22 protein-coding genes and 1 tRNA gene are annotated in these 24,160 nt (G+C 61.7%); 9 read left to right on the top strand and 14 right to left on the bottom strand.

Annotated features, from left to right (window positions below):
• Positions 1 to 22 precede the first annotated feature (22 nt).
• From NUV55_RS11400 to NUV55_RS11390, 3 genes are read left to right on the top strand one after another with little or no spacing between them, the layout of a single operon-like run.
• Positions 23 to 2,743, top strand: coding sequence for a hypothetical protein (locus NUV55_RS11400; protein WP_296673099.1), 2,721 nt, complete (start codon positions 23 to 25; stop codon positions 2,741 to 2,743).
• On the top strand, positions 2,740 to 4,074 hold the full coding sequence (locus NUV55_RS11395) for a hypothetical protein (protein WP_296673098.1): 1,335 nt from the start codon (positions 2,740 to 2,742) through the stop codon (positions 4,072 to 4,074). Before NUV55_RS11400 ends, NUV55_RS11395 begins: the two co-directional genes overlap by 4 nt.
• A 50-nt stretch (positions 4,075 to 4,124) precedes the next feature.
• The gene (locus tag NUV55_RS11390) at positions 4,125 to 6,233 is read left to right on the top strand and encodes a hypothetical protein (RefSeq protein WP_296673096.1); all 2,109 of its coding nucleotides are present in this window, start codon (positions 4,125 to 4,127) and stop codon (positions 6,231 to 6,233) included.
• Between the two features lie 78 nt (positions 6,234 to 6,311).
• Here the strand turns inward: NUV55_RS11390 and NUV55_RS11385 are convergent, their stop codons facing one another.
• The 6 genes from NUV55_RS11385 to NUV55_RS11360 form a co-directional block, all read right to left on the bottom strand.
• Positions 6,312 to 6,959, bottom strand: coding sequence for an O-methyltransferase (locus tag NUV55_RS11385; RefSeq protein WP_367280411.1), 648 nt, complete (start codon positions 6,957 to 6,959; stop codon positions 6,312 to 6,314).
• Between the two features lie 25 nt (positions 6,960 to 6,984).
• Positions 6,985 to 8,046 (bottom strand): methyltransferase domain-containing protein, encoded by a 1,062-nt coding sequence (locus NUV55_RS11380; protein ID WP_296673093.1) that lies wholly within the window; start codon positions 8,044 to 8,046, stop codon positions 6,985 to 6,987.
• A gap of 2 nt (positions 8,047 to 8,048) precedes the next feature.
• The gene (locus NUV55_RS11375) at positions 8,049 to 9,173 is read right to left on the bottom strand and encodes an inorganic phosphate transporter (protein ID WP_296673091.1); all 1,125 of its coding nucleotides are present in this window, start codon (positions 9,171 to 9,173) and stop codon (positions 8,049 to 8,051) included.
• Positions 9,174 to 9,237: 64 nt separating this feature from the next.
• Positions 9,238 to 9,903: a class I SAM-dependent methyltransferase gene (locus NUV55_RS11370; protein ID WP_296673089.1), complete on the bottom strand. Its 666-nt coding sequence runs from the start codon at positions 9,901 to 9,903 to the stop codon at positions 9,238 to 9,240.
• Between the two features lie 57 nt (positions 9,904 to 9,960).
• Positions 9,961 to 10,887: an MBL fold metallo-hydrolase gene (locus tag NUV55_RS11365; RefSeq protein WP_296673087.1), complete on the bottom strand. Its 927-nt coding sequence runs from the start codon at positions 10,885 to 10,887 to the stop codon at positions 9,961 to 9,963.
• 73 nt (positions 10,888 to 10,960) lie between these two features.
• A complete protein-coding gene (locus NUV55_RS11360; RefSeq protein ID WP_296673085.1) occupies positions 10,961 to 11,635 on the bottom strand; it encodes a metalloregulator ArsR/SmtB family transcription factor in 675 nt (224 codons plus the stop codon).
• Positions 11,636 to 11,790: 155 nt separating this feature from the next.
• On the opposite strand from NUV55_RS11360, the gene NUV55_RS11355 reads away from it, so the two are divergent.
• The 6 genes from NUV55_RS11355 to NUV55_RS11330 all read left to right on the top strand — a co-directional run bounded on the left by NUV55_RS11355 (position 11,791) and on the right by NUV55_RS11330 (position 16,492).
• Entirely contained in the window at positions 11,791 to 12,642 is an 852-nt protein-coding gene (locus tag NUV55_RS11355; RefSeq protein WP_296673083.1) for a sterol desaturase family protein, read from the top strand.
• Positions 12,639 to 13,664, top strand: coding sequence for a VTT domain-containing protein (locus tag NUV55_RS11350; protein ID WP_296673082.1), 1,026 nt, complete (start codon positions 12,639 to 12,641; stop codon positions 13,662 to 13,664). Before NUV55_RS11355 ends, NUV55_RS11350 begins: the two co-directional genes overlap by 4 nt.
• 110 nt (positions 13,665 to 13,774) lie before the next feature.
• A complete protein-coding gene (locus NUV55_RS11345; protein ID WP_296673080.1) occupies positions 13,775 to 14,623 on the top strand; it encodes a class II glutamine amidotransferase in 849 nt (282 codons plus the stop codon).
• A complete protein-coding gene (locus NUV55_RS11340; protein WP_296673079.1) occupies positions 14,620 to 15,030 on the top strand; it encodes a DsrE/DsrF/DrsH-like family protein in 411 nt (136 codons plus the stop codon). Before NUV55_RS11345 ends, NUV55_RS11340 begins: the two co-directional genes overlap by 4 nt.
• Positions 15,031 to 15,067: 37 nt before the next feature.
• Positions 15,068 to 15,301: an SHOCT domain-containing protein gene (locus tag NUV55_RS11335; protein WP_296673077.1), complete on the top strand. Its 234-nt coding sequence runs from the start codon at positions 15,068 to 15,070 to the stop codon at positions 15,299 to 15,301.
• A 36-nt stretch (positions 15,302 to 15,337) separates the two neighbouring features.
• Complete coding sequence (locus tag NUV55_RS11330; protein ID WP_296673075.1) at positions 15,338 to 16,492, top strand: FAD/NAD(P)-binding oxidoreductase; 1,155 nt, start codon at positions 15,338 to 15,340, stop codon at positions 16,490 to 16,492.
• 193 nt (positions 16,493 to 16,685) lie between these two features.
• Here the strand turns inward: NUV55_RS11330 and NUV55_RS11325 are convergent, their stop codons facing one another.
• The 8 genes from NUV55_RS11325 to NUV55_RS11290 form a co-directional block, all read right to left on the bottom strand.
• Positions 16,686 to 18,071 (bottom strand): YeeE/YedE thiosulfate transporter family protein, encoded by a 1,386-nt coding sequence (locus tag NUV55_RS11325; RefSeq protein WP_296673074.1) that lies wholly within the window; start codon positions 18,069 to 18,071, stop codon positions 16,686 to 16,688.
• A 54-nt stretch (positions 18,072 to 18,125) separates the two neighbouring features.
• Positions 18,126 to 18,221, bottom strand: a tRNA-Sec gene (locus NUV55_RS11320).
• A gap of 11 nt (positions 18,222 to 18,232) precedes the next feature.
• Entirely contained in the window at positions 18,233 to 19,279 is a 1,047-nt protein-coding gene (selD, locus tag NUV55_RS11315; RefSeq protein WP_296673072.1) for a selenide, water dikinase SelD, read from the bottom strand.
• On the bottom strand, positions 19,276 to 21,177 hold the full coding sequence (gene selB / locus NUV55_RS11310) for a selenocysteine-specific translation elongation factor (RefSeq protein WP_296673070.1): 1,902 nt from the start codon (positions 21,175 to 21,177) through the stop codon (positions 19,276 to 19,278). The genes selD and selB overlap by 4 nt, the downstream gene beginning before the upstream one ends.
• Positions 21,174 to 22,559, bottom strand: coding sequence for an L-seryl-tRNA(Sec) selenium transferase (gene selA, locus NUV55_RS11305; RefSeq protein WP_296673068.1), 1,386 nt, complete (start codon positions 22,557 to 22,559; stop codon positions 21,174 to 21,176). Before selA ends, selB begins: the two co-directional genes overlap by 4 nt.
• Positions 22,560 to 22,630: 71 nt before the next feature.
• Positions 22,631 to 22,861 (bottom strand): sulfurtransferase TusA family protein, encoded by a 231-nt coding sequence (locus NUV55_RS11300; protein WP_296673066.1) that lies wholly within the window; start codon positions 22,859 to 22,861, stop codon positions 22,631 to 22,633.
• Between the two features lie 63 nt (positions 22,862 to 22,924).
• Positions 22,925 to 23,719, bottom strand: a complete 795-nt coding sequence (locus NUV55_RS11295) for an Mrp/NBP35 family ATP-binding protein (RefSeq protein WP_296673064.1) — start codon at positions 23,717 to 23,719, stop codon at positions 22,925 to 22,927.
• Complete coding sequence (locus tag NUV55_RS11290; RefSeq protein WP_296673063.1) at positions 23,716 to 24,153, bottom strand: rubrerythrin family protein; 438 nt, start codon at positions 24,151 to 24,153, stop codon at positions 23,716 to 23,718. Before NUV55_RS11290 ends, NUV55_RS11295 begins: the two co-directional genes overlap by 4 nt.
• Between the last annotated feature and the right edge of the window lie 7 nt (positions 24,154 to 24,160).

The following is a 24,160-nucleotide window of genomic DNA, read 5'->3' as shown; positions in this document are numbered from 1 at the left end:
GAAATAACGAGGGGAGGAGCGTATGAACAGGATCGTTGCGCATGCCGTTGTCAGTGTTCTCTTGCTGGCCGCGCCAACGGCCACATACGCCGGCGAGACCGGCATGTCGCACGACGACACGGTCAACCCCGGCGCGCCCCTGCCACATATCGCGCCGCCGGGAGGAAGCACCAGTCCGCAGCCGCTCTCGACGAATACCACCCCGCGTACCGGAGCCACGCCGCTGCCATCCGGCCTCCCGCCGCGCGAGGTGCAACCCGGCGAAGAGACGCCGCAGACCGAGGATGAGTTGTACGTCGGCAGGAAAGCAGGTGGTGGGTCGGTCAGTTCCGGCGACGAAGACGAATTTGAAGACCTGGATATCGAGCGTCGTACCGTGCAGGGCGCGGAGAAACCCGGCGCGCCGTCTAAAAGACCAAGTGCGGGACCCGGTGGCCAAGGCGTTGGCCTTCCGCCACGACGCAAGGAAGGGCCGATGGCGCGGGGCGCACCGACCCCCGGCGCACCGGCGCCGGGCGCGGATGTGACCGCCAGCAAACGCGGACCGAACTGCGGCACCTTCTGGACAACGCGCGTGGAGGATCCCGAAGTCAATGTGAATCCTTGCCCGAAGAATTGCACCCGCGGCGAGCGTCAGCTCGTCAATACGTACAAGCAGGGCAACAAGACGCTCTACGACGCCAGGTATCAGTGCTACCAGATGGCCACGGTGCCGCAATCCAAAGGGGGTGCGGCGCTCACTCCCGACAATTCCCCGCCCGCCCGCGCCCGGGCGGTGATAGAGAAACCGGCAGCCGTACCGGCGGGTACCGTCACTCCCGCAAGCGGACCCTGGGGCATATTTGCGCGCCTCAAGGGGTCGCGGTTCGCCAGCGCGGACAGCGTGCGGGCGTTGTGGTATCCGAATAACGACACCACCAAGGCGCCGACCCTGTCGGCCAGCGTTACGATCCGTGGGCGTCACGGTCCCGATGAGATCGCTATCCAGATTCCGCTCGATCCGGCCAAATCCGGGGGGGTCGGAAATTTCTCGAGCGGCCCCCTGCATATCCTCTTGTTTATGCCGGACGAGAAGACGGTTATCTATGCCGGCCGGTATACGGTAGACACTGGCATTGCGCGCAAAGATTTGCGCAAGGCGGTGGGGGCGGAGGTCGCCGTGAAACCAACGACATCCACAGCCGGTACGGCCCAGCCCGCGGGAAGCGGCGAGCCGCGGCTGGTCACTGGCGGGACGCAGGGCGTACAGGTGGCGGGCGGTGAGACCGCGTCAACTCAATCGGGGATTGGCGGCGCGCCACGCGAACTGAACCGCCCCGCCGCCGCGGACCGTGAGGTTTCGACGCGCAACATCGTCCCCGGACCGACGCTACTGGCGGTAACCGATGTGACCGCCACCACGCTGACACTCAAATGGAAACCGCTTGCCGGAGCGGGCGGTTACACGCTCCACGCCGCAGCCAAAGGCCTCAATCATTCCGTCACCGGGCCGGAAGTGAAGCAGCCAGCGAGCATGTCCAATGACCTGAGCGCGCCATTATCGGGTCTCGTCCCCGGTGTGGAGCACAGTGTGTGGGTCACCGTGAATTATCCGGATGGCAAGCGCGGCAGCAGCGATCCGAAGAACGTAACCACGGCAGCGGCGGAAAATCCCAAGGGCTTGAAGACCTCTGCCATCGGACCCGGCGCGATACGGCTGGAATGGGAAGCCAGCCCCGGCGCCAGCCATTACCTGGTGCAGGGCAGTAATCTGCAGCGCACGCAGACCACCAACACCGCCGTCGCCGTTTCCAATCTCGCCGCCGCCACTCACGAATGGAGCGTGATCGCGGTCTATCCGCCGGGTGTTTACAACGATTTGAATCCATCGCGTGTTTCCGCCACCGTCGCCGCCGATGTCTCCGGCCGGGCGCGCTATCGGATCACCATCAATGGCTTTCGTGTGGACCAAGAGACCATGGATGATCCACTGCAGCGAGACGGGAAAGGCGACGAGGTCTACTTTGCCCTAAGGGTCGAGGAGTATGACCGAACTAACCTGACGCGCAGCGGCCACGCTTTGGTAAAGAGCCCGGTTTTCGGTGACAAGAACGGCTTTCCTGCTCAGAGCCGGGTAATGGCCGGTAGAGCGGGCGAATCCGGAGGATTGCGGCGCGGTGACCTCTATCCGGGTGCCAACCCGGTGACCCGATCGAGAGAGCCTTCATCGATTGATCTGCCGCTCTTCGTTTGGGACGGATACCTAGAAGCCGGCAAGAGCGCCCTGCTCATCTATCCCGCGATTTGGGAGTGGGACGGCGAACAGGCCGGCGAGCGGTTCAGCCATTGGTTGGGGGACTTCAACAACGATGGCTTTGCAAATACCTATGGCGCAATCAAGCGCGATTCGGTCATACAGCAGTTTACGGCCGATCGAGTGAACGTGCTTACGCTGGATGCGGCTGCCCACGCCACTGGCGCGACGTGGATCAACATCACGAACAGCGAATTGTCGGGGGACCGACCCATTGGATTCTCGCAGGTCAGGAGCGCCCTGGAATCGATTTTTACCTTGGGAAGCTATACCTATTTCGAACGCGTGATCGTGCTTACACGCGAGGCAATCGAGAGAGAACTCGCGGCACGCAACACGAGCAGCCTCCCCCCCGGAATTGTTGCTATCAGATACAGAGATGATCCAGCTGCGGACGGAACGTTCGGTGGGGACTACACGCTGTACCTCCAAGTTGAACGACTGCCATGAAACACGCGCCTGCCAGCGGGATTTTGCTTGGCTGCATGATCGCCGCTTCCACGGCAGCGCAGCAGCCCGACGTACATGAACTTACCCCCTGGCTCGACGTCCCCGCCGCCTGGTCGCGCACGGTCGAAAACGACGTTGTCGCCGTCTCACCCGACGACCTTCCACTGGGCGCGCAACTGCTTCTGCTCGTTGAACCGGCGACAAAATCTCACGAATCGCTCGCCGTTGCCTACGCACAGGCGCTGCGAGACCTCGGGCCGTGGCGGGCGGTGGGCGAGCCGGTCGAGCAGCGCTTCGACAACGGCTGGGTATTCCGCATGGGGGTAGGCGTCGCCACGCTCGAAGGCAAGAACTACACGGCACAGACCGCGGTCGCCCATAGCGGCGATCTGCGCGTGCGCTTCTGGGCGCTCGCCGATTTGGACGACACGTTTAACCGCTACAAGAACGCGGTCGGGACCGCCATCGCGAGCGCGCAGGACATCAGCCATCCGCCCGCAATCGCCACGGCGCCGTCTGGATCGCCGGTCAAGGCCGCGGCTCTCAAGACACACAAACCGGACACGGCCTTCGGCAAGGGAATCTCGGGTGTTTACGTCGGCATCGAACGCGGTCTTTCCGCGAGTGCCGGCGTCGGCAGCGGCCCGCAGCAGGTCTTCAACCAATCCACCGGGCGCTACGAGACCTCGAACACCGGCACCGCACCCGCGGTGCAGACGCAAATCAGCGACTACGCGGAAGTGGATGTGTTTTATCCGGACGGCACCTACCGTCGGCGCCTGCCAGTACGCGGGCTGGCGTCCGACCCAAACTGGGAGCGCCGGCAGCAGAAGGACCTGTGGGGCACTTGGCAGCGGAATGGCAACAAAATCATCGTGCGCCGCGGCGCCTACACCACGAGCTACACCGTCGAGAACGACAACACGCTCATTTCGGATCGCGGTCGCCCCTGGGCGAGGATCGCCCCGAGCAGCGGCAAGCGCCTCGACGGTATGTATGCCCGCGCCGATTACCGCGATGCCGTCGCGCCGCGCCTGGTGCTGCGCGCCGACGGCAGCTACGAAGACCGCGGCGACTTCCTGCGCATGATCGGCTCGGCCACGAACCTCGTGGCGCCGGACGGCGACGCGATGCTCGCGCGCTGGAGCGACGCCGAGGCGCGCCGCGCGCTGGCTGGTGACAGCGGCACTTATACGTACGAGAACTTCACGCTCACCTTGCGCGACCGCGACGGGCGTGTGTGGCAACTCAATGCCTACGTGCCGCCGGGCGAGGCGCTGCCGAGGCCGCGGCGCCTGGTCATCAACGGCCGCGCGCTGGTGCGGGATTGAGTCCTGCAACGAACCCATAAAAATGTTTCCGAGAAAATCAGGAGAAGAACATGTCTTGGCGCACTGACCCGAAATATCTGAAAATGATGGCGTTTATAATCTGCCTGTTCGCAGGCTCCGGGGCCGCCGCAGGGCCGTTGCCATCCGCCCTTTCCGACCTGCGCCTGATCCCCGGACTCTCCGGGCTTGAATGCCCCAAGACCGAGGCGGAGCCAAAATCGGCCGATGCGCCGCATGAGATCGAGGGGCTGGTCGGTGGAGCCTCACTTAATTACACGCAGGCGCTCGGTAACATCAAGGCCGCGCTTGAGGGCAGCGTGAGCGCCAAGGCGATGAACGCGCTCGACGCGAACCCGGTTGCCAAGGACCCGGTCGCCGCAACCCGGCTCGGTTTCATCGCCATGGCGGCAGAGAAACCGCTGGCTACCGTGGCGCTTGCAGTAAAGGCGCATGAAACGGCCCCGACCGAGCCAGTGTTTCTGGCCAACCTCGCGGGCATTGCCAATTATTATGGGTTGCACCGCGAGGCGCTCGCGTTCGCGCAGAAGGCCGAACCGCTGGCGAAAAAGATGCCGGCATTCCAGCACGCTGCGTTGCTCAGCAACAAGGGCTACGCCCTGAATTCGCTCGGGCGCCCGCAGGAAGCAGAGGCCGCGCTGAAAGAAGCCATCCGGCTGGCGCCTGATCTTTCGGAAGCCTACAACAACCTCGCCTTTTCACTGGGTGATCAGGACAAGTGCCCGCAAGCGAAACGTTATTTGCGCGCCAGCAAAACACGACGGCCTGCAGCAGTTTTAAAAACAACACCACAAATAACAGAAGAAACAACCGATAGCGAAGAAACACCGGAGCGCCTGCCGTTAGGCCAAGTGATTGATTTATCCAAAGGCAAACGCGGTGTCTTGCCGGCAGTACCCTACGCGTCTGATCCATCTCAGGTCGAAGCCGTCGCAAAACAACTCAATAATCTCCGAGAACAAACGAAACCACTTGAAAAAGACTTTAAAGAGATGGCTGCCGAAGCCAAGGGAGACGCTATCAAACGCCTTATGCATTGGAGGGCGCAACAAGACACATCCGGTATTCTTACGGCCGATTTTGCCGAAGCCCTGCTCAATGCGCTCGATGAATATACGGTACATATTATGGCGTTCCATCAGACATGGTTAGGCGACGACAAGCATCCGCAACATCCTGATCCCGACATGCGCTCCTTGACTGATGCCGCCGCCGAAACTCACAAGCGATTGATTGGCACCACGATTGAGCAGAGCCGTACATGGTCTGAACGTTATAAATCCATCATCAAGGAATATGACCGCGAGATAAAACCCTGCGAGAAACTTACGAATCCGTCGAGCTGCAGGTCGCTCGCCGAATTACGAAAAAATTCCGCCATTTGCATGCTCGGCAAGGGACATGCCTCTCAACTTATACCCTTTATGAAAGCTTACGATCAGGCAGTGCGTAATCTCTATGCAGAATCTTTTTATCGGGCGAGTGCTGTGGCTGCGCACTTTAGCGACCCGGCGCTTAAGAAATGGTCGAAACTATTACTTGGAGCATACACCGTGAGTTCTCTTGAATTATTGCTAATGGAGGTTACACCATTGCGAAGCGTCATCAGATACTGTGAAGCAGCCAACTACACACCCATGGACGTAATGTTCGCAGAACTAAAACAAATGGCAGCTGATTGTGAAGCCTCTGCAAAAGCCAAGGCCAGCGCATCGGTTTTTGAAATATCAGCGAACTGCGAACAAATCGAGGTTGGCGTTTCGACACCGGGGGGTGTGGGTCTGTTCTCACAGGTGTCTTATGAATTCTCGCAGCGCTTCGCCCGCATCAAGGACCCGAAGGAGCGCTTTCTCGAAAAGCAGGCCGGACGCGACCCGGATGTCAAGCTTAACTTGCCGGGATATGGCGATGCCTTCGACGGCAAGCTGACGGTCTTTACCGGCGTACAAGCCAAGGCGTCCACGCCCGGCGGCGTTGCCGAAGTCAGCGTGAAGGCAGGAGGTTCCACGACCTTTGGCGGCGATGGCAATATCGTCAATGCCGGCGGAAAGGTCGAAGTGTCTGTGTCTGTGCAAGCTGGCGCTGGTGGCGCGAGCGCAGGCGTCGAGGTCTTAGTTTCGAGTCACGGCGGCAGCAAGTGAATGGCGGACCGCCCGGAACGAATGCATGCGATCGGCGCGAACAGCACAACGAAGCCACCGAAGAAACGGCAACGCTAATTAAGCCCGTCGATGTAAACGTTTTCTGATCAGACTTACGCCATCACGTACAGGCAGCATCACGCACTCGACGCGCGGGTCGCGGTGGACGTGCTTGTTGAACTTGACCACGGCACGGTCGGCTTTTTTCTTCGGGGCGAGCACCCGTCCGGACCACAGCACGTTGTCAGCCGCGATCACGCCACCGGGACGCAGGTGTGGCAGGACCGCCTTGTAGTAGTTCACGTAGTTTTCCTTGTCGGCGTCGATGAAAACAAAATCGAACCTGGCCGAGGCCGGCAAGGCGGCAAGCGTCTCCAGGGCAGGGCCGAGGCGTATTCTGATCTTGTTTCCGTGCGGGCTGCGTTTGAAAAACGTGCGCGCAATCTTGGCGTGCTCCGGCTTAAGTTCGCAGCTGATGAGCTTGCCGTTTTTGGGCAGCGCTTCGGCCATGCACAGCGCGGAATAGCCGGTGAAGGTGCCGATTTCCAGGATGCGCCGCGCGCCGGACAGGCGCACGAGCATGGCGAGCAGCGCGCCCTCGTGCGGCCCGATCAGCATCTGCGGATCGTCGCAGTGCCGCCGGGTGTATTTTTCCAGTTCACGCAGCAGCTTGCTGCCCACGCTGGTGTGACGCAGGCAGTATTTTTCGATTCTTTTGGGGATTATCGCTTTCACGAGCGGTTTTTCTGGTTCAGCAACAGGAACCGCCAGATGTGGCGCTGTCTCCCGGTCCGGTGGCAGCGGACTTCGGTTCGCAACCGAACAGACCGTAATGGACGCGTGTGTCACCGATGATTTTGAAATGTGGCGCGTAGCGCGTTTGGCTCAGCATCGCGGCGGTGTTACCGCAGACCGGATGCGGCCGGCCGGGCTCGAACACGTGATGGTCGTCCAGCATGAAACGCTGCGGGTGCTCCGGAACGGTGCCGAGGTAATGTGCCACTTGCCCGTAATCCTCGCAACGATCCTCGAGGTCGAGCTTGAAGGCGCGCACGGTGAGCGAATGGAAACCGATCATGCCGGCCTTGCGTTCGATAGCGGGATCGGTGAGCGCGAGTTTTGAATTGCTCACGATCCGGTAATCGGGGCACCCGACCCTGGCCAGCAGCCGCCGGAAATCCTCGAGGTAGAGCGCGCCGCCCAGACACTCGCCCAGCAACACCGGATCTTCGGCCAGCGGCGGCGGGATTCTGCGATCGGCAAACACGTCGGAGAAATACAGCTCACCGCCCGGCTTGAGCACGCGGAAAATTTCCGCAAATACACGCTCCTTGTCCGGCGAGAGATTGATGACGCAATTGGAAACCACGACGTCGACCGAGTCGTTTTCGATGCCGAGACTTTTCAGGTCCTCGATGTAGCCCGACAGGAATTCGACGTTGGGTCGCGCGAAGCCGAATTTTTCCATGTGATACCCGACGTGACGGCGGGCGGTGTCGAGCTGTTCCGGCGTCATGTCCACGCCGATCACATGCCCGCCGGGGCCGACGAGCTTCGAGAGAATGAAGCAGTCCCTTCCCGAACCCGATCCCAAATCGAGCACCGTCCTGCCCGTCAGCTCGGGCGGGATCGGCGAGCCGCAGCCGTAGAATTTGGCGATGACGTCGGGGTGAATCTGCTTGAGAATTTCCCGGGCCGGCGGCGCGAACGAATCGCCGCTGCAACAGACGCCGGTTTTCAGGTCGCGGTTGGTCTTGAGCACGCGCCCGTAATAGTCTCTTATATTCTCGAATATCTGTGCTTCGCTATTCATCTTTAACCCCCGCCTAAAATGAAGAAACCCAACCCCGCCGACGCGGCGGCGACCGGCAAAGTGACGATCCACGCGGCGATAATACCAGCGATGGTTTTCCAGCGTGCCTGTCCATTGACCACGCCGGTTCCGAAGAGTGCCCCGCAAGACACGTGGGTCGTGGAAACCGCCAGCCCGAACTTTGATGCCAGCAGCACCAGGACGCTGGTAACAAGATTCGCCGTGAATCCCAGACCGGCGTTCATCGCCGTGACGCGATGCGCCATCGTTTCCGCAACCTGGCGGGAAGATATCAGACCGCCGAACGCCATCGCGAGCGCCACGGCGGCGATGACGAAGTTCGATGATAGTGCCTGGCTGGCCAGCAGAATCGCCGCGATCTTGGGCGTATCGTTCACCGCGCGGGCAAAGCAGACTGCGCCCGCGCTGGCGAAGTGAGCGGCATCCAGAACTGTCTTGGCGTTCACGCCCACGAATGTGCCGGCATACTGCTCGCGGCAAATTCTTTCCTCCGCGATCCTGACCGTGGGCACGGTCATCGCCGCTGTCGCGATCGCCTGCGGCGGCGTGGTGCCCGCGGGAAACCGCGCCATCACCTCCGTTCCCACGCATACGCAGATTTCCTTTTGTACCCCGAGCCGGGTCCGTATCCATTGGAAGGCGGGGCACAGCAATATCACCCCGCCCAGCGCGAGCAGGGGGCTGAGCACCAATGGCAGAAAGAAGTCCGATCCCAACCTGAGGAAGTTTATCTGCGTGGGCGCCGCCGCCAGACCCGCCCCCACGAGCGCTCCCATGATCGCGTGGGTGGTGGAGACAGGCAACCCGAGCCGGGTCGCCAGCCACACCGTGAACGCCGCGGCGCAGGCAACCGCCATGGGGAATTGCCGGGTTTGCAACACCGACTCCGGGACCAAGCCTCTACCGGAAAAGGTTTGTAACAGTTCCGAAGCAAGTGCCAAGGCCACGAGCGAGCCGACGAACGTCATCGCCGTCGCCCAGCCCAGCGCTACGCGGTAATCCGTGGTTCCGCTCCCGAAGAGCGTGGCGACCCCTTTGAAGTTGTCGTTGGCGCCGTTAGCATAGGCGAGAGCCACCCCAAAGAAAACGGCGGCGAGCAGCTCCATTACGCGATTTCCCCCGGCGATGTTTTGATCATAGAGTAAAAGAATCCCGGGAAAGTTCCTGTGCTTAATTTCCCTGCGATGCGGAATATATCTGGTGGTCCGGTTTACGCAAGATTACCGCCAGAAACCCGCCCCACGGCAATACGTCGGGGAGCACCGCCTCGGCCACGTGCGCGAAAGCACCGCCGCCGGGCAGAAAAATTGCGCTGCGCACCGTGATCCGTGGCGCGGGTTCGAGTGTCTGGGCCCAGCGCCTCAGCTCCGCGGATACGTCCCAACGTGCGCCGCGATAGGCACCGCGATCGTGTTTCCGCCGGTAGAGCAGGCTGCGGCGATTGAGCAGCCCGAGCAACACCGCGCGCCGCGCCACCCGCCACATCTCCCGCAACGCGCCCGGCGCATCGGGGATGAAACAAAGACTGGTCACGGCGGTGATGTAGTCATACGCGCCATCGGGCAGCGGCAGCTCTGTGGCCGTGCCGCGCAGATAGTTCACGCCGCCACCGAGGCGGCCCGCGTATTCCAGCATGGCCGGATCGGGGTCGAGCCCGGCAACCCGCAGGCCGGCGGTGGCGAAGCGGCGGCTGAAATGGCCGGTGCCGCAACCGACGTCGAGCAGCGTGGCGCCAGTCGGTGGATTCAAAAGGCGCATCATCAAGTCGAATTCGCGGTCGGCGATCCATCTCCCGCGCGCGGTTTGGTACCACGCCTCGTACTCGCCTGGGTTCATTCCTGTCTGGTTGTCTCCGCTGTGGAGCGAGGGTGATCGGTTAGGGTAGGTCGCTTCTTACTCCCACTCCATTTCCTGAAAGACCTGCTGCGCATTGCGGCCCTTGAGTTCTTCGTAAAGTTTGATATGCCGAAAGCGTGACTGGTCTATCTTCCCGACGTCATAAATCTCGCCGCCGCCGTCCATGAACGCCTTGACTTGCGTCCGCAGCGCGACCAGATAGTCGTAGGTATCGGCGCGTGCCCGCGCGAGCGTGGTCGCCGGCCCGTGGCCGGGGACGACGTGTTCGGGATTGAGCGCCGCCATCTCCTCAAACGCCTTGATCCACGATCGGCTGCGCGACTCGGCGGTCACGACGAGCAGGCGCTCGACATAGACGATGTCGCCGGCGAAGACCACCTTCTTCTGCGGCAGCCACACGAAGCTATCGCCCGGGGTGTGTGCCGTTCCCGTGTGACGCAGCACCAGGCGCACGCCGCCGACCTCGAGTTCGAGACGATTTTCAAACGTTTCCCCGGCATGCACCGCTTCGGTCCCCGCCATGAGTTTCTCGCCGACTAATCTGTTCAGGGTGATCAGCTGGTCAGTGGTGCGGGCACGCTGATCCGCGACCGCAGCTGCCGAGGCGATGATGCGCGCGCCTTGCGCCTTGAAGTAGCCGTTGCCGAGCCAACGGTGGTCCTGTCCGCCGGTATTGATGACGACCCGGACGGGCTGCTTGGTAATGGATCGGATCGCCTCATGGATCTGCTTGGCGCCGTTGTAGCTGCCGCCCGGGTCCACCAGCACGACGCCGTCGCGTGTGACAATCACACCGAAGGTGGCACTGTTGCCAAAATTTTCGGGTGAGCGTTGACCGATGTCGCCAACCAGCGCGTACACGCCGTCGGTGACTTTCTGCACCTGCAATGGTGCCGCGAATAGGGGAGTGATGTATATCAGCAGCGCAGAAAACAGTGCAAACTTTGCCAGAGATTGGGTCATCTGTTTGACTCCTCGGTATAAAACAAGGGTTGGGTCAGAAGAAAGCTCTCGCGGGGAGAATGGCTGATATTTTTCAGCTTTTCTTGTTGGTCTCCTCGACCGGCAATCCAGCCAGTTTCCATTCTGGATATCCGCCTTCCAGGCGGCGCGCCTTGAAGCCTTTTTGCCGGAGCCTTGCCACCGCATCGTACGCCAGCACGCAATAGGGCCCGCGGCAGTAGGCGACAACATCCTGTTGCCGCGGCAGGCTCTCCAGATGTTCCTCCAGCTCTTTCAGCGGAATATTGATTGCACCAGACACATGCCCCGCATCGTATTCTTCTCGCGGGCGCACATCGAGCACCGTCACAATCCCATCGCGAACACGGGCGAGCAGTTCGGCCCGCGGCACCGGTTCCATGTCGTCCTTTTTGGTCAGGTAGTTCTGCACCAAGCGCTCCACTTCGGCCAACTGGCTGGCAGCGAGCCTGCCCATCACTTCGATCAGTTGGACCACTTGTGGCTCGGCCAGCCGGTAATGAATGTAGAGTCCTTCGCGCCGCGTGTTGACGAGTCCCGACTGGCGCAGTATCTGCAGATGTTGTGAAGTGTTCGCGACCGATAACCCGGTTAGTTTGGCTAGAACTTCGACCGTGCGTTCCCCCTGGGCCAGGTATTCCAGCAGTTCCAGACGGTGACCGTTTCCGACCGCCTTACCAAGTCGGGCGATCTGGACGTACAACTGTTTTTTAAAGCTCAGGTTTGACACGTTGGAAATGGCTCTATAAACTATTCAATAAACTAATTGAATTATATATTCCCTAACGGGAAAAACAAGTTATTCCGGGAGAAAAGCCGGCAATAACTGCGCCGGGAGAGAAAATATTAAGGTCAAATCGAGACCAACCTGTGGAGTGATTGTGTATGACGGAATTCATTTTGAATTACGAGCCGACCATAAGGTTGAGCTTTTTCCTCGGGATTCTGGCGGCCATGGCGGGATGGGAATTCCTGGCGCCGCGCCGCGCCCTGATCCTCGCCCGCCCGGCGCGCTGGACCGCGAATCTGGGAATTGTTTTCCTGAACAGCGTGATCCTGCGCCTGATCTTCCCCGCAGGGGCCGTGGGCGTGGCGGTGTTCGCGGCCAGTGAGGGCTGGGGGTTGTTCAATCATTTCACAGTTCCGTATGTGGTAGCGGTCGTGCTGTCGGTGGTCGCCCTGGATTTCGCCATCTACCTGCAGCACGTCATGTTCCATGCGGTGCCGGCGCTGTGGCGGCTCCACCGCATGCATCACGCCGACCTCGATTTCGATGTCACCACCGGGGCGCGCTTTCATCCGATCGAGATCGTTCTCTCCGTGCTCATCAAGTTCGCGGTGATCGTGGTGCTGGGCGCGCCGGTGCTCGCGGTGATTGTGTTCGAGGTGCTGCTCAACGCCACCGCCATGTTCAATCACAGCAACGTGCGACTGCCGCTTGCGCTCGACCGCGTATTGCGGCTGCTCGTCGTGACGCCTGATATGCACCGCGTGCATCACTCGATCCACGCTCATGAAACCAACAGCAATTTCGGTTTCAATCTGCCGTGGTGGGACCGTCTTTTCGGCACCTACCGCGACCAACCCGAAGAGGGTCATGAAAGGATGACCATCGGAATCCGCGATTTCCGCGAGCCGAGGGTGGCTGACCGCCTTCCCGGCATGCTGGCGATTCCGTTCCGCGGCAAGGTGACGGACTACGCCATCAACCGTCGCGAATGGGGGCCGGCCAAATGAATGCGGCTCGATGGATACGCATCGCGCTGGTGCTGGCCCTCGCGGCTGCTGTCGCCGTGGCGTTTTACTACCGCGACCGGCTGAGCCTGGAGACGCTCGATGCCTCGATCCGGCAGGCCGGTATCCTCGGTCCGCTTATGTTCATGGGAATTTATGCGCTGGCCACCGTGCTGTTTCTGCCGGGCTCGGTACTGACGCTCGCCGGTGGCGCGTTGTTCGGGCCGGTGGCCGGGACATTTTACAACCTCACGGGCGCGACCCTCGGCGCGACCCTCGCCTTCCTCGTCGCGCGCTATCTCGCCTCCGACTGGGTGACGCGGAAAACCGGCGGAAGGCTGAAGCAGATGATCGAGGGCGTGGAAAAAGAAGGCTGGCAGTTCGTGGCCTTCACACGTCTGGTCCCGTTGTTTCCGTTCAACTTACTCAACTATGCCCTGGGCTTGTCACGCATCAAGCTCTTGCATTACGTCATCGCCTCTTACCTGTTCATGTTGCCGGGTGCGCTGGCCTATACCTATCTCGGCTACGCCGGGCGCGAGGCCGTGGCCGGCGGCGAGGGCCTGATCCAGAAAGGGCTGCTCGCGCTTGCGCTGCTCGCGGTGGTGGCATTCCTGCCGCGGCTCATCCGCCGCCTGCGCCGCCCCGCCCCGCCGTCATTGAGCGTCACCGAACTCAAGCAGCGGCTGGACCGGAGCGAGAACATCCTGGTGCTGGATGTCCGCAGCCCCGAGGAATACAGCGGCCCGCTGGGGCATATACGCGACGCGAAATTGATTCCGATCGCAGAACTCGGACGGCGCCTGGAAGAGCTCCGCGACGGCACCGACCGCACCGTTGCCGTCATCTGTCGCACTGCCCGGCGCTCGGCCCAGGCCTTGGGACTGCTGCAACAGGCCGGATTCGGCAACAACTTGCGGCTGATACGCGGCGGCATGACGGCCTGGAACAAGGAGGGATATCCGGTGGAGTACGGCGGCTTTCCCGAAATGGCTTCCCTGTCTCAATCGGGGAACCCATCATGACCTCGAGCACCGCCGGGAAATTGCCCCTCGCGCCGCCGGCTCCCGGCGAGTATGTGCGCCGTGTCCAGCGTTCGAAGGCGATATCGTTTTGATCTTCTGAGGACACGACCATGTGCGAATTGTTCGGGCTCAGCAGCAACCGGCCGGTGCAAGCGGAGGAATTGCTCTGCCGCTTCGGCGCGCGCGGCGGTGACACCGCCGACAACCCTGACGGCTGGGGCCTCGCCACGCTCGATGACGGCGCATTTCGTCTGACGAAAGAACCGATTGCCGCGGCCCGCAGCACCCGCTTCCAGCAACTGTGCGGGCAGACGCATTCTTCGCTGATCCTCGGGCATGTGCGCAAGGCCAACCCGCCCACTGCGCTGGTGCTCGCGAACACCCACCCGTTTCGCCGCGCCTGCTGCGGGCGTGAATGGGTGTTCGCACATAACGGCATCCTTCCCGACACGGTCGGACTCGTTCTGCCGAACACGCTGCACCTGTGCGCGCCGTCGGGCGACACGGATTCCGAGCACGCCTTCTGCGTGGTGCTGGACCGTATCGCGGCGGCTTTCTCCTCATCGGACGCGACGCAAGGCCATGATTGGCTCGATGCGCTCGCGCGGGCGGCCGAGATGCTCGCCTCCCACGGCCGCTTCAACTTCCTGATGTCGGACGGCGTGCACCTTATCGCCTACGGCCACGACCGGTTGCACAGCCTTGCCGACGCGCGCGCCACGTTTCGGCTCGATGCCGCGACCGAGACGGTGGTCATCGCCACCGAGCCATTGACCGAAGGCCCGGGCTGGATCGCCTTTGAACCCGGCGAACTGCGCGTCTACCGCGCCGGGCAGCAGATCGCACAGTTCATCACCCACCCGCGCGCCATGGAGTCCGGCGAGGACGCGCTGCGCATCAAGTCTATTGTGTCCGATACCGGGCGGCCCGCGCCGCTCAAGAACGGAGGGCCGCCATGAAAAAAGTATCCGTGATGTGTTTCCACGACGAGCTGTGCCTGGTGTTTAACGCCCTGATGACGGCGCTGAGCCTCTTGCGAGAAGGCGCGAAGGTGACGCTGTTCTTCGGCTCGCGCGGCATCAATGCCGTGCACCGCGAGAAGTACATGGCGCTCACCTGCCTGCCGGACGCGCCACCCGAGGTCGGCCAGATGATTATGAAAAGGATGGACGAATTGGACCTGCCACTCCTCGAGGACATGTTCGTCATGCTGATCGCGGAAGGCGCCACCGTGCTGGCCTGTCCGCTCAATCTCTCGGTCTTCGGAATGGCGGAGCGCGACCTCGTGGACGGCGTCAAGGTGGCCGACCCGGCAAAGTACTACAAGGAAGTTGTCATCCCGGCTGACATGAATCTGACCTTTTAGGGAACCTGGCGACACGCAACCGGCGAAGGAGGAAACAATGTGGAGCGATATGGGCAATCACGGTTGGGGGTGGGGTTTCGGCCCGCTTCCCATGCTGTTGTTCTGGGTGCTGATCATCGTGGCGATCGTGGCGCTCGGGAAATGGTTTTTCGATCGTTCGGGTGATGCGCCACGCGGCAAGTCCGCGCTCGACATCCTTAAGGAGCGCTACGCCCGCGGCGAGATCGACAAGGACGAATTCGAGCAGAAGAAGCGTGACCTCGAAAGCTGAGAAGGGAAATCCCGTGAAGATCGAAGGAGAGAGCTGATGGACTCCAAGACTATTGTGATCCTCGGCGCCGGAATCGGCGGCATCGTTGCCGCGAGCCTGCTGCGCAAGGCATTGCCGCGCGCACATCGCGTGGTGCTGGTGGAGCGCGAGGAGCGCCATGTGTTCCAGCCGTCCCTGCTGTGGCTCATGACCGGAAGCCGCACGCCGGAAAATATTTCCCGCCCGGTCGATGCGCTCAAGAAGCGCGGCATCGAGCTGGTGCGGGGAGACATCGAACGCATCGACCCCGCGCGGCGGGCGGTACAGGTGAATGGAACCGAATTGACGGGCGACTATCTCGTCATCGCGCTGGGCGCGGAGCTCGCGCCCGAAACCATTCCCGGGCTGAGCGAGGCCGGGCACAACTTCTATTCGCTCGCGGGCGCACAGGCGCTGCGCGATGCGCGCTTGAGACTGAATGAAGGAAAGCTGGTCGTGCTAGTAGGCGGCGTTCCCTTCAAGTGTCCGGCGGCGCCGTATGAGGCCGCGATGCTGCTGGAATCCGATTTGCGTCGGCGTGGTTTGCGCGAGCGCGTCAGCGTGGCTATCTACTCGCCTGAACCCGGGCCGATGGGCACGGCCGGCCCGGAAGTTTCGGCCATGCTGCGGCAGATGGTGGAAAGTAAAGACATCGCCTATTACCCCGAACATGTGGTCACCAAGGTTGATTCGCAAGAACGGCAAATTTACTTCACCAATAACGCCACAGTGAAATTCGATCTTCTGGCCTATGTCCCGCCGCATCGCGCGCCGCAGGCGGTGCGCGATGCCGGCCTGTGCGGCGAATCCGGCTGGGTACCGGTGAACCGGTTCAACCTCGAAACGAAATTTCCCGGCGTTTATGCCATCGGCGATGTCACCGGCATCGCGCTCGCGATCGGCAAGCCGCTGCCCAAGGCCGGTGTATTCGCCCATAAAGAAGCCGAGGTCGTCGCGCACAACATCGCGTGCGCTATTACCGGCCAAGGCGAGGTGCAAACATTCGAAGGGTACGGCGAGTGCTTCGTCGAAATCGGCGACGGCCGCGCCGGTTTCGGCAGCGGCAATTTCTACGCCGAGCCGAAACCGCAGGTGGCCCTCCACCCGCCCAGTCGCTGGCGGCATTGGGGCAAGATCGCCTACGAGAAATACTGGTTGTTCAAATGGTTCTGATACAGCACGGGAAATGGCGAGGAGGGTAAGATCGGTGACGTAACCTGGGGCAGTGCGTCTTATGCATGAGGAATTGGGCAACGACGGCAGATTTTGGATGGCATCAGGAAGAAAACAACAGTATCCGACGCATAGTGGTTACACCCATCATTAGCTTCAGATGTTTGAGCCAATTTCGCGTTTAGATACACAATTATTTATTCGAGGTCCTCTCAAGTCCTTTGATGAATATATCGTCTACAGTTTTGGTGGCGTATTCTGTCGGGGTTATTTTTACCATCTGCGAACCCTTCTTTATTCCCCATATCAACAGCGCTATCAAAACCGCTGTATAAAGCAATGCAAAACCGTACTGGATAAAAGGAGTATTCGGAAGAAACTCGAGTATATTCTTTTCTCTTATAAAGCCTGTGCCAAAGAAGACTTCATCAAACTGTTTTTGATAAAGCGTGTAGGGAAGGTAGCCAAAGAAAAAACCAGGCAGGGCGGCCAGACCTGTCATGTACCCCATGCCTGTCCTGGCATAGGTTCTGATCTCGCAGCCGAGCATCAGAACACTGCCTATGCCCAGGAGTGGGCCGCCAACAAGATGGCCCAGATGAAACCCCCAATTGTACGCGCCCGATTCCACTACGATTGGAATGGGCCAGCCAAAGCCTATCCAGGTAACAAGTATTGCAATATTCAACATGAGCACGGCAATAATCAGCCCCACAAATGGCATGAGTCCCGTAAACATGGTCCGGGCAACCCGCGCAACGCCCAATGACTCAAACTGCTTTGGCTTCATATGAAGCGCGTGCGGCGCCATGACGGCGCACTCCGTTCCGAAACCGGATTTTGCGATACCGAAGCCGAGCATGGAACCAACCAGCGTATTAAGGAATATGTCCAGCGTGGACATGTGCCCAATACTGCTGGCAGAGGCACCCTGGAATGCCGTCCACAAAGAAGATAGTAATACGGTAAATAAAAATGCCATCAGGATTAGGCGTAAAGGATCCTTGTATGGCTGGTAGCTGGCGTCAAAACCCAGGGTATCAGTCTTGTACCCAAGCTCTACACTTTTAAGAACGGTTGCTTTTGACTCCTGATGTTTCAGGAATCCACTCACACCCATTTTTGACATCAGATAAAACGCAAGAAATGCGAAGGGGACGCTGACGAGCGCAACAACGATGGAGGTGAGGCTCATGGCGGGAATGCCACCGAGGTAGTGCCATGTTGTGCACCCCTGCGCGAGCCTGGTGCCAAAACCAAAGATGGCTCCGCCGGAAAATGCAAGTACCGAAACACGCCAGGGATACTTGACCCAGGCTTTGTTCTCCCGCTCAAGAATGGTTACAAGTACGGCCCCCAGAAATATGCCGATGATGATCCAGTAGATGTCATAGCCATAGGCTCTTTTTACGAAATCCGTTTTGGTAATGTGTTCTTCCACTGAACCGAACATTTGTGCCAGGCCCGTGGTGACCGGGATTGGGTACTTGTATTTAAGATAATGAATGACCTCGGCGAGCCCCACGAGGAATCCGCCCCAAACAAAGGACCAGGGTTTTGTAAAAATCTTCGAAATCATGTCAGTGACACCTCCATAGCCTGTTCAATCAACATATGCCGTTAAGTCTAAAAATGGCGGAGAGGGTAGGAGTCGAACCCACCAGAGACAGGTTTGCTGCCTCTCATCGGATTTGAAGTCCGAGGATGCCACCGGGCCATCATCCTCTCCGTGCACAATTTTTAGACAACCAATATCTCACCCCTGCCGCGTTCCGTGACGTGACCGATGGTGAACGCCTCAATGTCGTTTTCACACAGGCGAAACAGCAGGCGTGGCGCATCCGCTTCGGGCAGTGCGATCAACAGCCCGCCCGAGGTCTGGGGATCGAACAGTAACTCACGCCACACCTCGGGCACCGCGTCGTCGAACCGGACGCTTTCGGAAAACGCCTGGCGATTGCTTGCGAGTCCGCTCGGCCGGATACCACGCGCGCACAGATCCAGTGCCTCCGGGAAGTGCGGCACTTTCTGGTGTTCGATGCGAAGACGCACGCCACTGGCGCGCGCCATTTCGAGTGCATGTCCGAGCAACCCGTAGCCGGTGATGTCGGTGCAGGCGTGCACGTCGTGCAGCAACATCGCCTCCGCCTCCGCGCGGTTGAGCCGGCGCATCACGGTGGCCGCGCGTTCCACGAGCGCTGCCTCGGCGCACTCCTGTTTGAGCGCGGTGGTGATAATCCCGACCCCGATGGGTTTGGCGAGAATCAGGCGATCGCCCGGTTGTGCGCCGCCATTGCGGATGAGACGCGCGGGATCGATCAGGCCGGTAATGGCCATGCCGTATTTCACTTCCTGATCGGCCACCGTGTGCCCGCCCACGAGTGCGACACCGGCTTCTGCGAGCTTGTCAGATCCGCCACGCAGTATATCGTGTAACACCGATAGCGGCAGACCATTGCGTGGGAAGGCCACCAGATTGAGCGCGGTCACCGGCCGACCGCCCATGGCGTAGATGTCGGAAAGGGCATTGGCAGCAGCGATCTGCCCGTAGGTGTAGGGATCGTCCACGATGGGCGGGAAGAAATCCACGGTGTTGAGCAGCGCGAGATTGTCCGCGATGCGATACACGCCCGCGTCGTCCGAGGTTTCCGGACCGACCAGAAGATCGGGGTCGGTGCTGCGCGGAAGTCGCGCGAGAACATCGGCCAGCCGGCCGGCGTCCATTTTCGCCGCGCAACCGGCGCAGCTCGCCCATTGGGTCAGACGGATTTTTTCCGGCACGGTCATGCCTGCTGCGCCTGCGCCGCGACGCGCGTTTCGCCCTGGCGGCGCGTCACGCCCGCGCGATCGAAATAATCGAGCAAATGCACGGTGAATTCCCGTCCGGCGCCGATGGCGTCGCGGAACTGGGGGAGCGTTACGCTGCCCTGTTGCGCGAGCAATTCGTCGAGCCGGCGTCGCCAGATCTCGGCATCTCCGCGCGTGACATAAAGATCGGGCGCGAGCTTCACCACGCGCCCGGCGCGCTCCAGCTCGCCGAGAAAGCGGGTGAGGCGCGGCGCCGGCTGGCCCACGACACGCGCCAGCGCCTCGAGTTTCGGCAGCGGTTTGCCGCGAAACTCCAACGTGGATTCGATGCGATCGGCCAGCAGGATTTCTGCCGCGGAGAATTGCTGTCGATGCCCCGCCAAGCACAAGCCGTCGGATGTCTGCTGTACGCGCCCGGCGGCGAGCAGTCGGGCGATGAGCGCGCGGAAGACGCGCGTATCGAGGCGCGGACAGGCCTGCTCGTGCAGGGTTGCCGGCGGCATGGCGGTGGCACGCGGATGCGCGTGCAGGTAATCGATGATGGCGGTGTGCAGGTGGTCGAGCTGAGCGTCCAGGGCGGCAGACGGCGCGACCCAGATATCGTCGCCGATTTCCTCGTGCACCAGGTCGGTTTGCGCCGCCAGGCGCTCGCGCAGTTGCTCCGGCGTTTGCGCCAGTTGTTCCGCCAGTTCCGACACATGCCAGCCGTCGGCGCCGCGCGCCTCGAGCCATGCCTGTAACGCCTCGTCGACATTCCCGGTTTGCAGACGTTGCAGGCGCGCGCGTCGCTCGGGCCGTGCGACGGCGCGACGGGTGGCAAATGGATCGAGCACGGCGCCGCCACCGACGGTGACCTCCGCCGATTCGTTGCGCAGGATGAAGCGGTCGCCATACAACAACGGCATGCCTTGCTCCAGCCGCAGTTGCGCCTGGCCCGCGCCGTCTTGCGGCGTTTCTCTGATCCATATCAGACGCGCGAACCTTTCCGCCGCGCCGCAGTGGAAACGCACTCGCCGGCGGTCGCGCGGCGTCTGTTTCAATCCGTGCGCCAGCCGCAGGGAGACGTCCACGGTGTGCGCGATGCGCTCGAGGCGCGGGTCGCCGATTACCATGCCGCGGGCGAGCGCGTCTTTTTCAACGCCCGCGAGATTCATGGCGCAGCGATTGCCCGCCGCCACGCTCTCAACGGCTTCGCCGTGCTGTTGCAGGCCGCGCACGCGCACGATCTGTCCGCCCGGCAGAATCCGCACGCTGTCGTCGCGGTGCACATGCCCGGAGGCCACCGTGCCCGTCACCACCAGCCCGAAGCCGGGCAGGGTGAAGGCGCGGTCGATCGCCAGACGGAACCAGCCGCGATCGTCACGCGGCGGAATGACGCGCAGCGCCCGAGTCAGTTCCCGGCGCAACGCCTCGATGCCCGCGCCGGTGTGCGCCGACACCGGGACGATCGGTGCTGTGTGCAGGAACGGCGCCACGTCCGCGAGCGCACGGATTTCTCCGCTCACCGCCTCAATTCGATCCGATGCAACGAGGTCACTTTTGTTGAGCGCCACCACGGCGTGGCGGATGCCGAGCAGCGCGATGATCTCGACATGTTCGCGCGTTTGCGGCATTACGCCGTCGTCGGCCGCGACCACCAGCAGCACCAGATCCATGCCGCCTGCGCCCGCCACCATGTTGTGGACGAAGCGCTCGTGGCCTGGCACGTCCACAATGCCCACGCGGCCCACGCCTTCGAGATCGAGATGCGCAAAGCCAAGGTCGATGGTCATGCCGCGGCGCTTTTCCTCCGGCAGCCGGTCGGTATCGATGCCGGTCAGGCGCCGGATGAGCGCTGTTTTGCCGTGGTCGATGTGTCCGGCCGTGCCGATGATCATGGCCGGGTGGCCGTTTCGATCGCCCCGATCAGCGGTTGCACTTCGAACAATCCGCGCAAGTCGAGCAGCACCTTGCCGCCGTGCACGCGTCCGATCACCGGCGGGCGCAATTCGCGCAGCGCTTTCGCCAAGGCTTCGGGGCTGCCGCGCAACGGCGTGAGCGCAATGAGCCGGGTTTCCAGGGTCTGGTCAGGCAACGAGCCGCTGCCGATCTGCGAGTGTCCGGGCTCGACCGTCACCGTCGCACGATTCTGCGCCCAGCGCTCGACGTGCGGGCGCACGGTATCCACGAGTTTCTGGATTTCATCCAGACTGCGTCCGATCAATGCATACGCCGGTAATGATTGCTCGATCGTGGCTGGCGAGAGATAGGCGCGCAGCGTGGCGTCGAGCGCGGCGAGGATGAGTTTGTCGCAGCGCAGCGCGCGTTTCATCGGATTGCGCTTGATGCGTTTGATCGCCTCGGCACGCCCCACGATCAGCCCGGCCTGCGGGCCGCCGAGCAATTTGTCGCCGCTGAAGGTGACGACATCCGCACCCGCGGCAATGGATTCCTGCACGGTGGGCTCGCCCGCAAGCCCCCAGCGCCGCATGTCCACGAATGCCCCGCTCCCCAGATCCGTGACGACGGGCACATTGTGCTTGCGCCCCAGCGCGACAAGTTCCGCGAGCGATACCTCGTGGGTGAATCCCTGCACGCGGTAGTTGCTGGCGTGTACCTTGAGCAGAACCACTGCGCCTTCCTCCAGCGCGTGGCGGTAATCCGACAGATGCGTGCGGTTGGTGGTGCCGATTTCCATGAGCTTGCAGCCACTCTTCTTTACGATATCGGGAATGCGGAAACTGTCGCCAATCTCCACCAGCTCGCCGCGGCTGACGACAACGCGCTTGCGGTCGCCGAGTGTGTTGAGCGCGAGATACACCGCGGCGGCATTGTTGTTCACCACGGTCGCCGCCTCGGCCCCACTCAGGCGGCACAGCAGTTCCTCCACCAGCGTGTCGCGATTGCCGCGCTGGCCCGCGTCGAGATCGTATTCGAGATTCACTGTGCCGGCGGCAGCGGCCATGGCCGCTACGGCGGCCTCGGAGAGCGGGGCACGTCCGAGATTGGTATGCAACAGAGTGCCGGTGAGATTGATGACGGATTGCAGCCGTGGGTTGAACCAGGAACCCACTGCCTCGGCTACTTCGCTGGCGAGCATATTCACATCAGGCGCCGCGCCGCCGTCCTGGCGCAGTGCTTCGCGGTGATTTTCAAGGTGGTGCTGGATTTCGGCGACGAGATACTCGTGTGCCACGCGCGGCCTGAGCGATGCAATCAGCGGATGTTCCAGAACCTGATGGACGGCGGGCAGTGATCGAAGAGGGGAGGGTTTGGGCATGGGTCGATTATCGCAGAGGTCCCCTGGATTGACATGACTCGACACACTCCCTCCCGCCACACCGGTTTAGATCAGGTTTTTCGAATGTAGTAATGGAACTTTTCACCTTCCTCCTTGGCCTCGAGCAGTTCGTTCCTCGTCGTTTTGGCGAACGACGGGATGTCGTTTTTCGAGGCCGGGTCAGTGGAAATGATATGCAGAACCTCGCCACTGGCCATGCCATCCAGCGCCTTCTTGGAGCGCAAGACGGGCATCGGGCAATGCAGGCCGGAAGCATCGAGTTCTTTGTTAAAAGCGGTCATCGTTTTCTCTCCTCTCTTGGTTTTAGTGTGGTGTTTTAAGGAACTTAATCGGATCGCGCGGCGTTATGCCGCAACTACCGAGAGTTGGTGCGTCAGGTGCAGGACGATTTCCCGGAAGGTCGTGGCCGTCGGCGAATCCGGCTGCGCCAGCACCGGCGGCAGCCCCAGGTCTCCGCACAGGCCGATCTGCGGATCGAACGGAATGCGGCCCAGCAGCGGTATGCCGAGCTGTTCGCTCAGGTCCTGCGCTCCGCCGGGGGTAAACAGATCCACGTGACCCTGGCAGTGCGGACAGACGAGCCCGCTCATGTTCTCGATGAGCCCGAGCAGGGGGATGCCGAGTTCGCGGCAAAGCGCGGCGGCGCGTGTGGCGTCGGCCAAGGCCACCGCCTGCGGGGTCGTCACGAGCAGCGCGCCGCGGAAGGGGATCGCCTGATGCAGCGAGAGAGGAACGTCGCCGGTGCCGGGCGGCAGATCCACGATCAGGTAATCGCACTCGCCCCAGTCCACGTCGTGGATGAAGTCGTGGATAAGCTTGTGCAGGATGGCGCCGCGCCACATCAGCGCCTCGCCTTCGGGAACCATGAAGCCGATCGAGACGATCTTGATCCCGTGGATCTCGAGCGGCCGGATGCGTCCTTCTGCGCCGGTGCGCAGGCGCCCGTCGCGCAGTCCCATCATGAGCGGGACGCTGGGCCCGTAGAAATCGGCGTCGAGCAGCCCACAACGCGCGCCCGCTTGGGCGAGTGCCGCGGCAAGGTTCACGGCGACGGTGGACTTGCCCACCCCGCCCTTGCCGCTCGCCACGGCGATGACGTGCCGTGGCGCGGGCGCCCGGCCCGCCTCCGGCGCGGTCATGGCTTCTTCAGTCCGTCCAGGCATTGTTGCAGCCACAGGGCATGAGTGCGCCCGGCCTTGGCCAGCTCCACGAACCAGCGTGCGATTTCGGGAAAGTCTTCCTGCGCCGCAACCTCGGCGTAGCGCGTGTAGAGCGCGGTGAACTCGTGGAGTTCCGCCTCGATCGCGGCCGTAAGATCGTCCTCGAGCTTTCCGCAGACAAGCTCCGGCGTCTCGGCGCCGTGCTCGACGAGCAGATCGAGGAACTCGAGCGCGTGTCCTCTTTCCTCGTCCGCGGCGGCGCGCAGCACCTGCGCGATGTCGGGTCGCCGCGCCATGTCCGCGAGGCGCGCGCCGAAGTGATAGCGCATGTTGGCCTGGGCCTCGCGCCGGTAGGCATCCTTGAGATGATCCAGCGTCTGCGTTTCCCCGAGTTTTACGGCATGTCCGGGCATGTTCGGT

Source organism: Sulfuricaulis sp. (genome assembly GCF_024653915.1).
GTDB lineage: Bacteria > Pseudomonadota > Gammaproteobacteria > Acidiferrobacterales > Sulfurifustaceae > Sulfuricaulis.
This window is presented reverse-complemented; position numbering and strand designations above follow the sequence as displayed.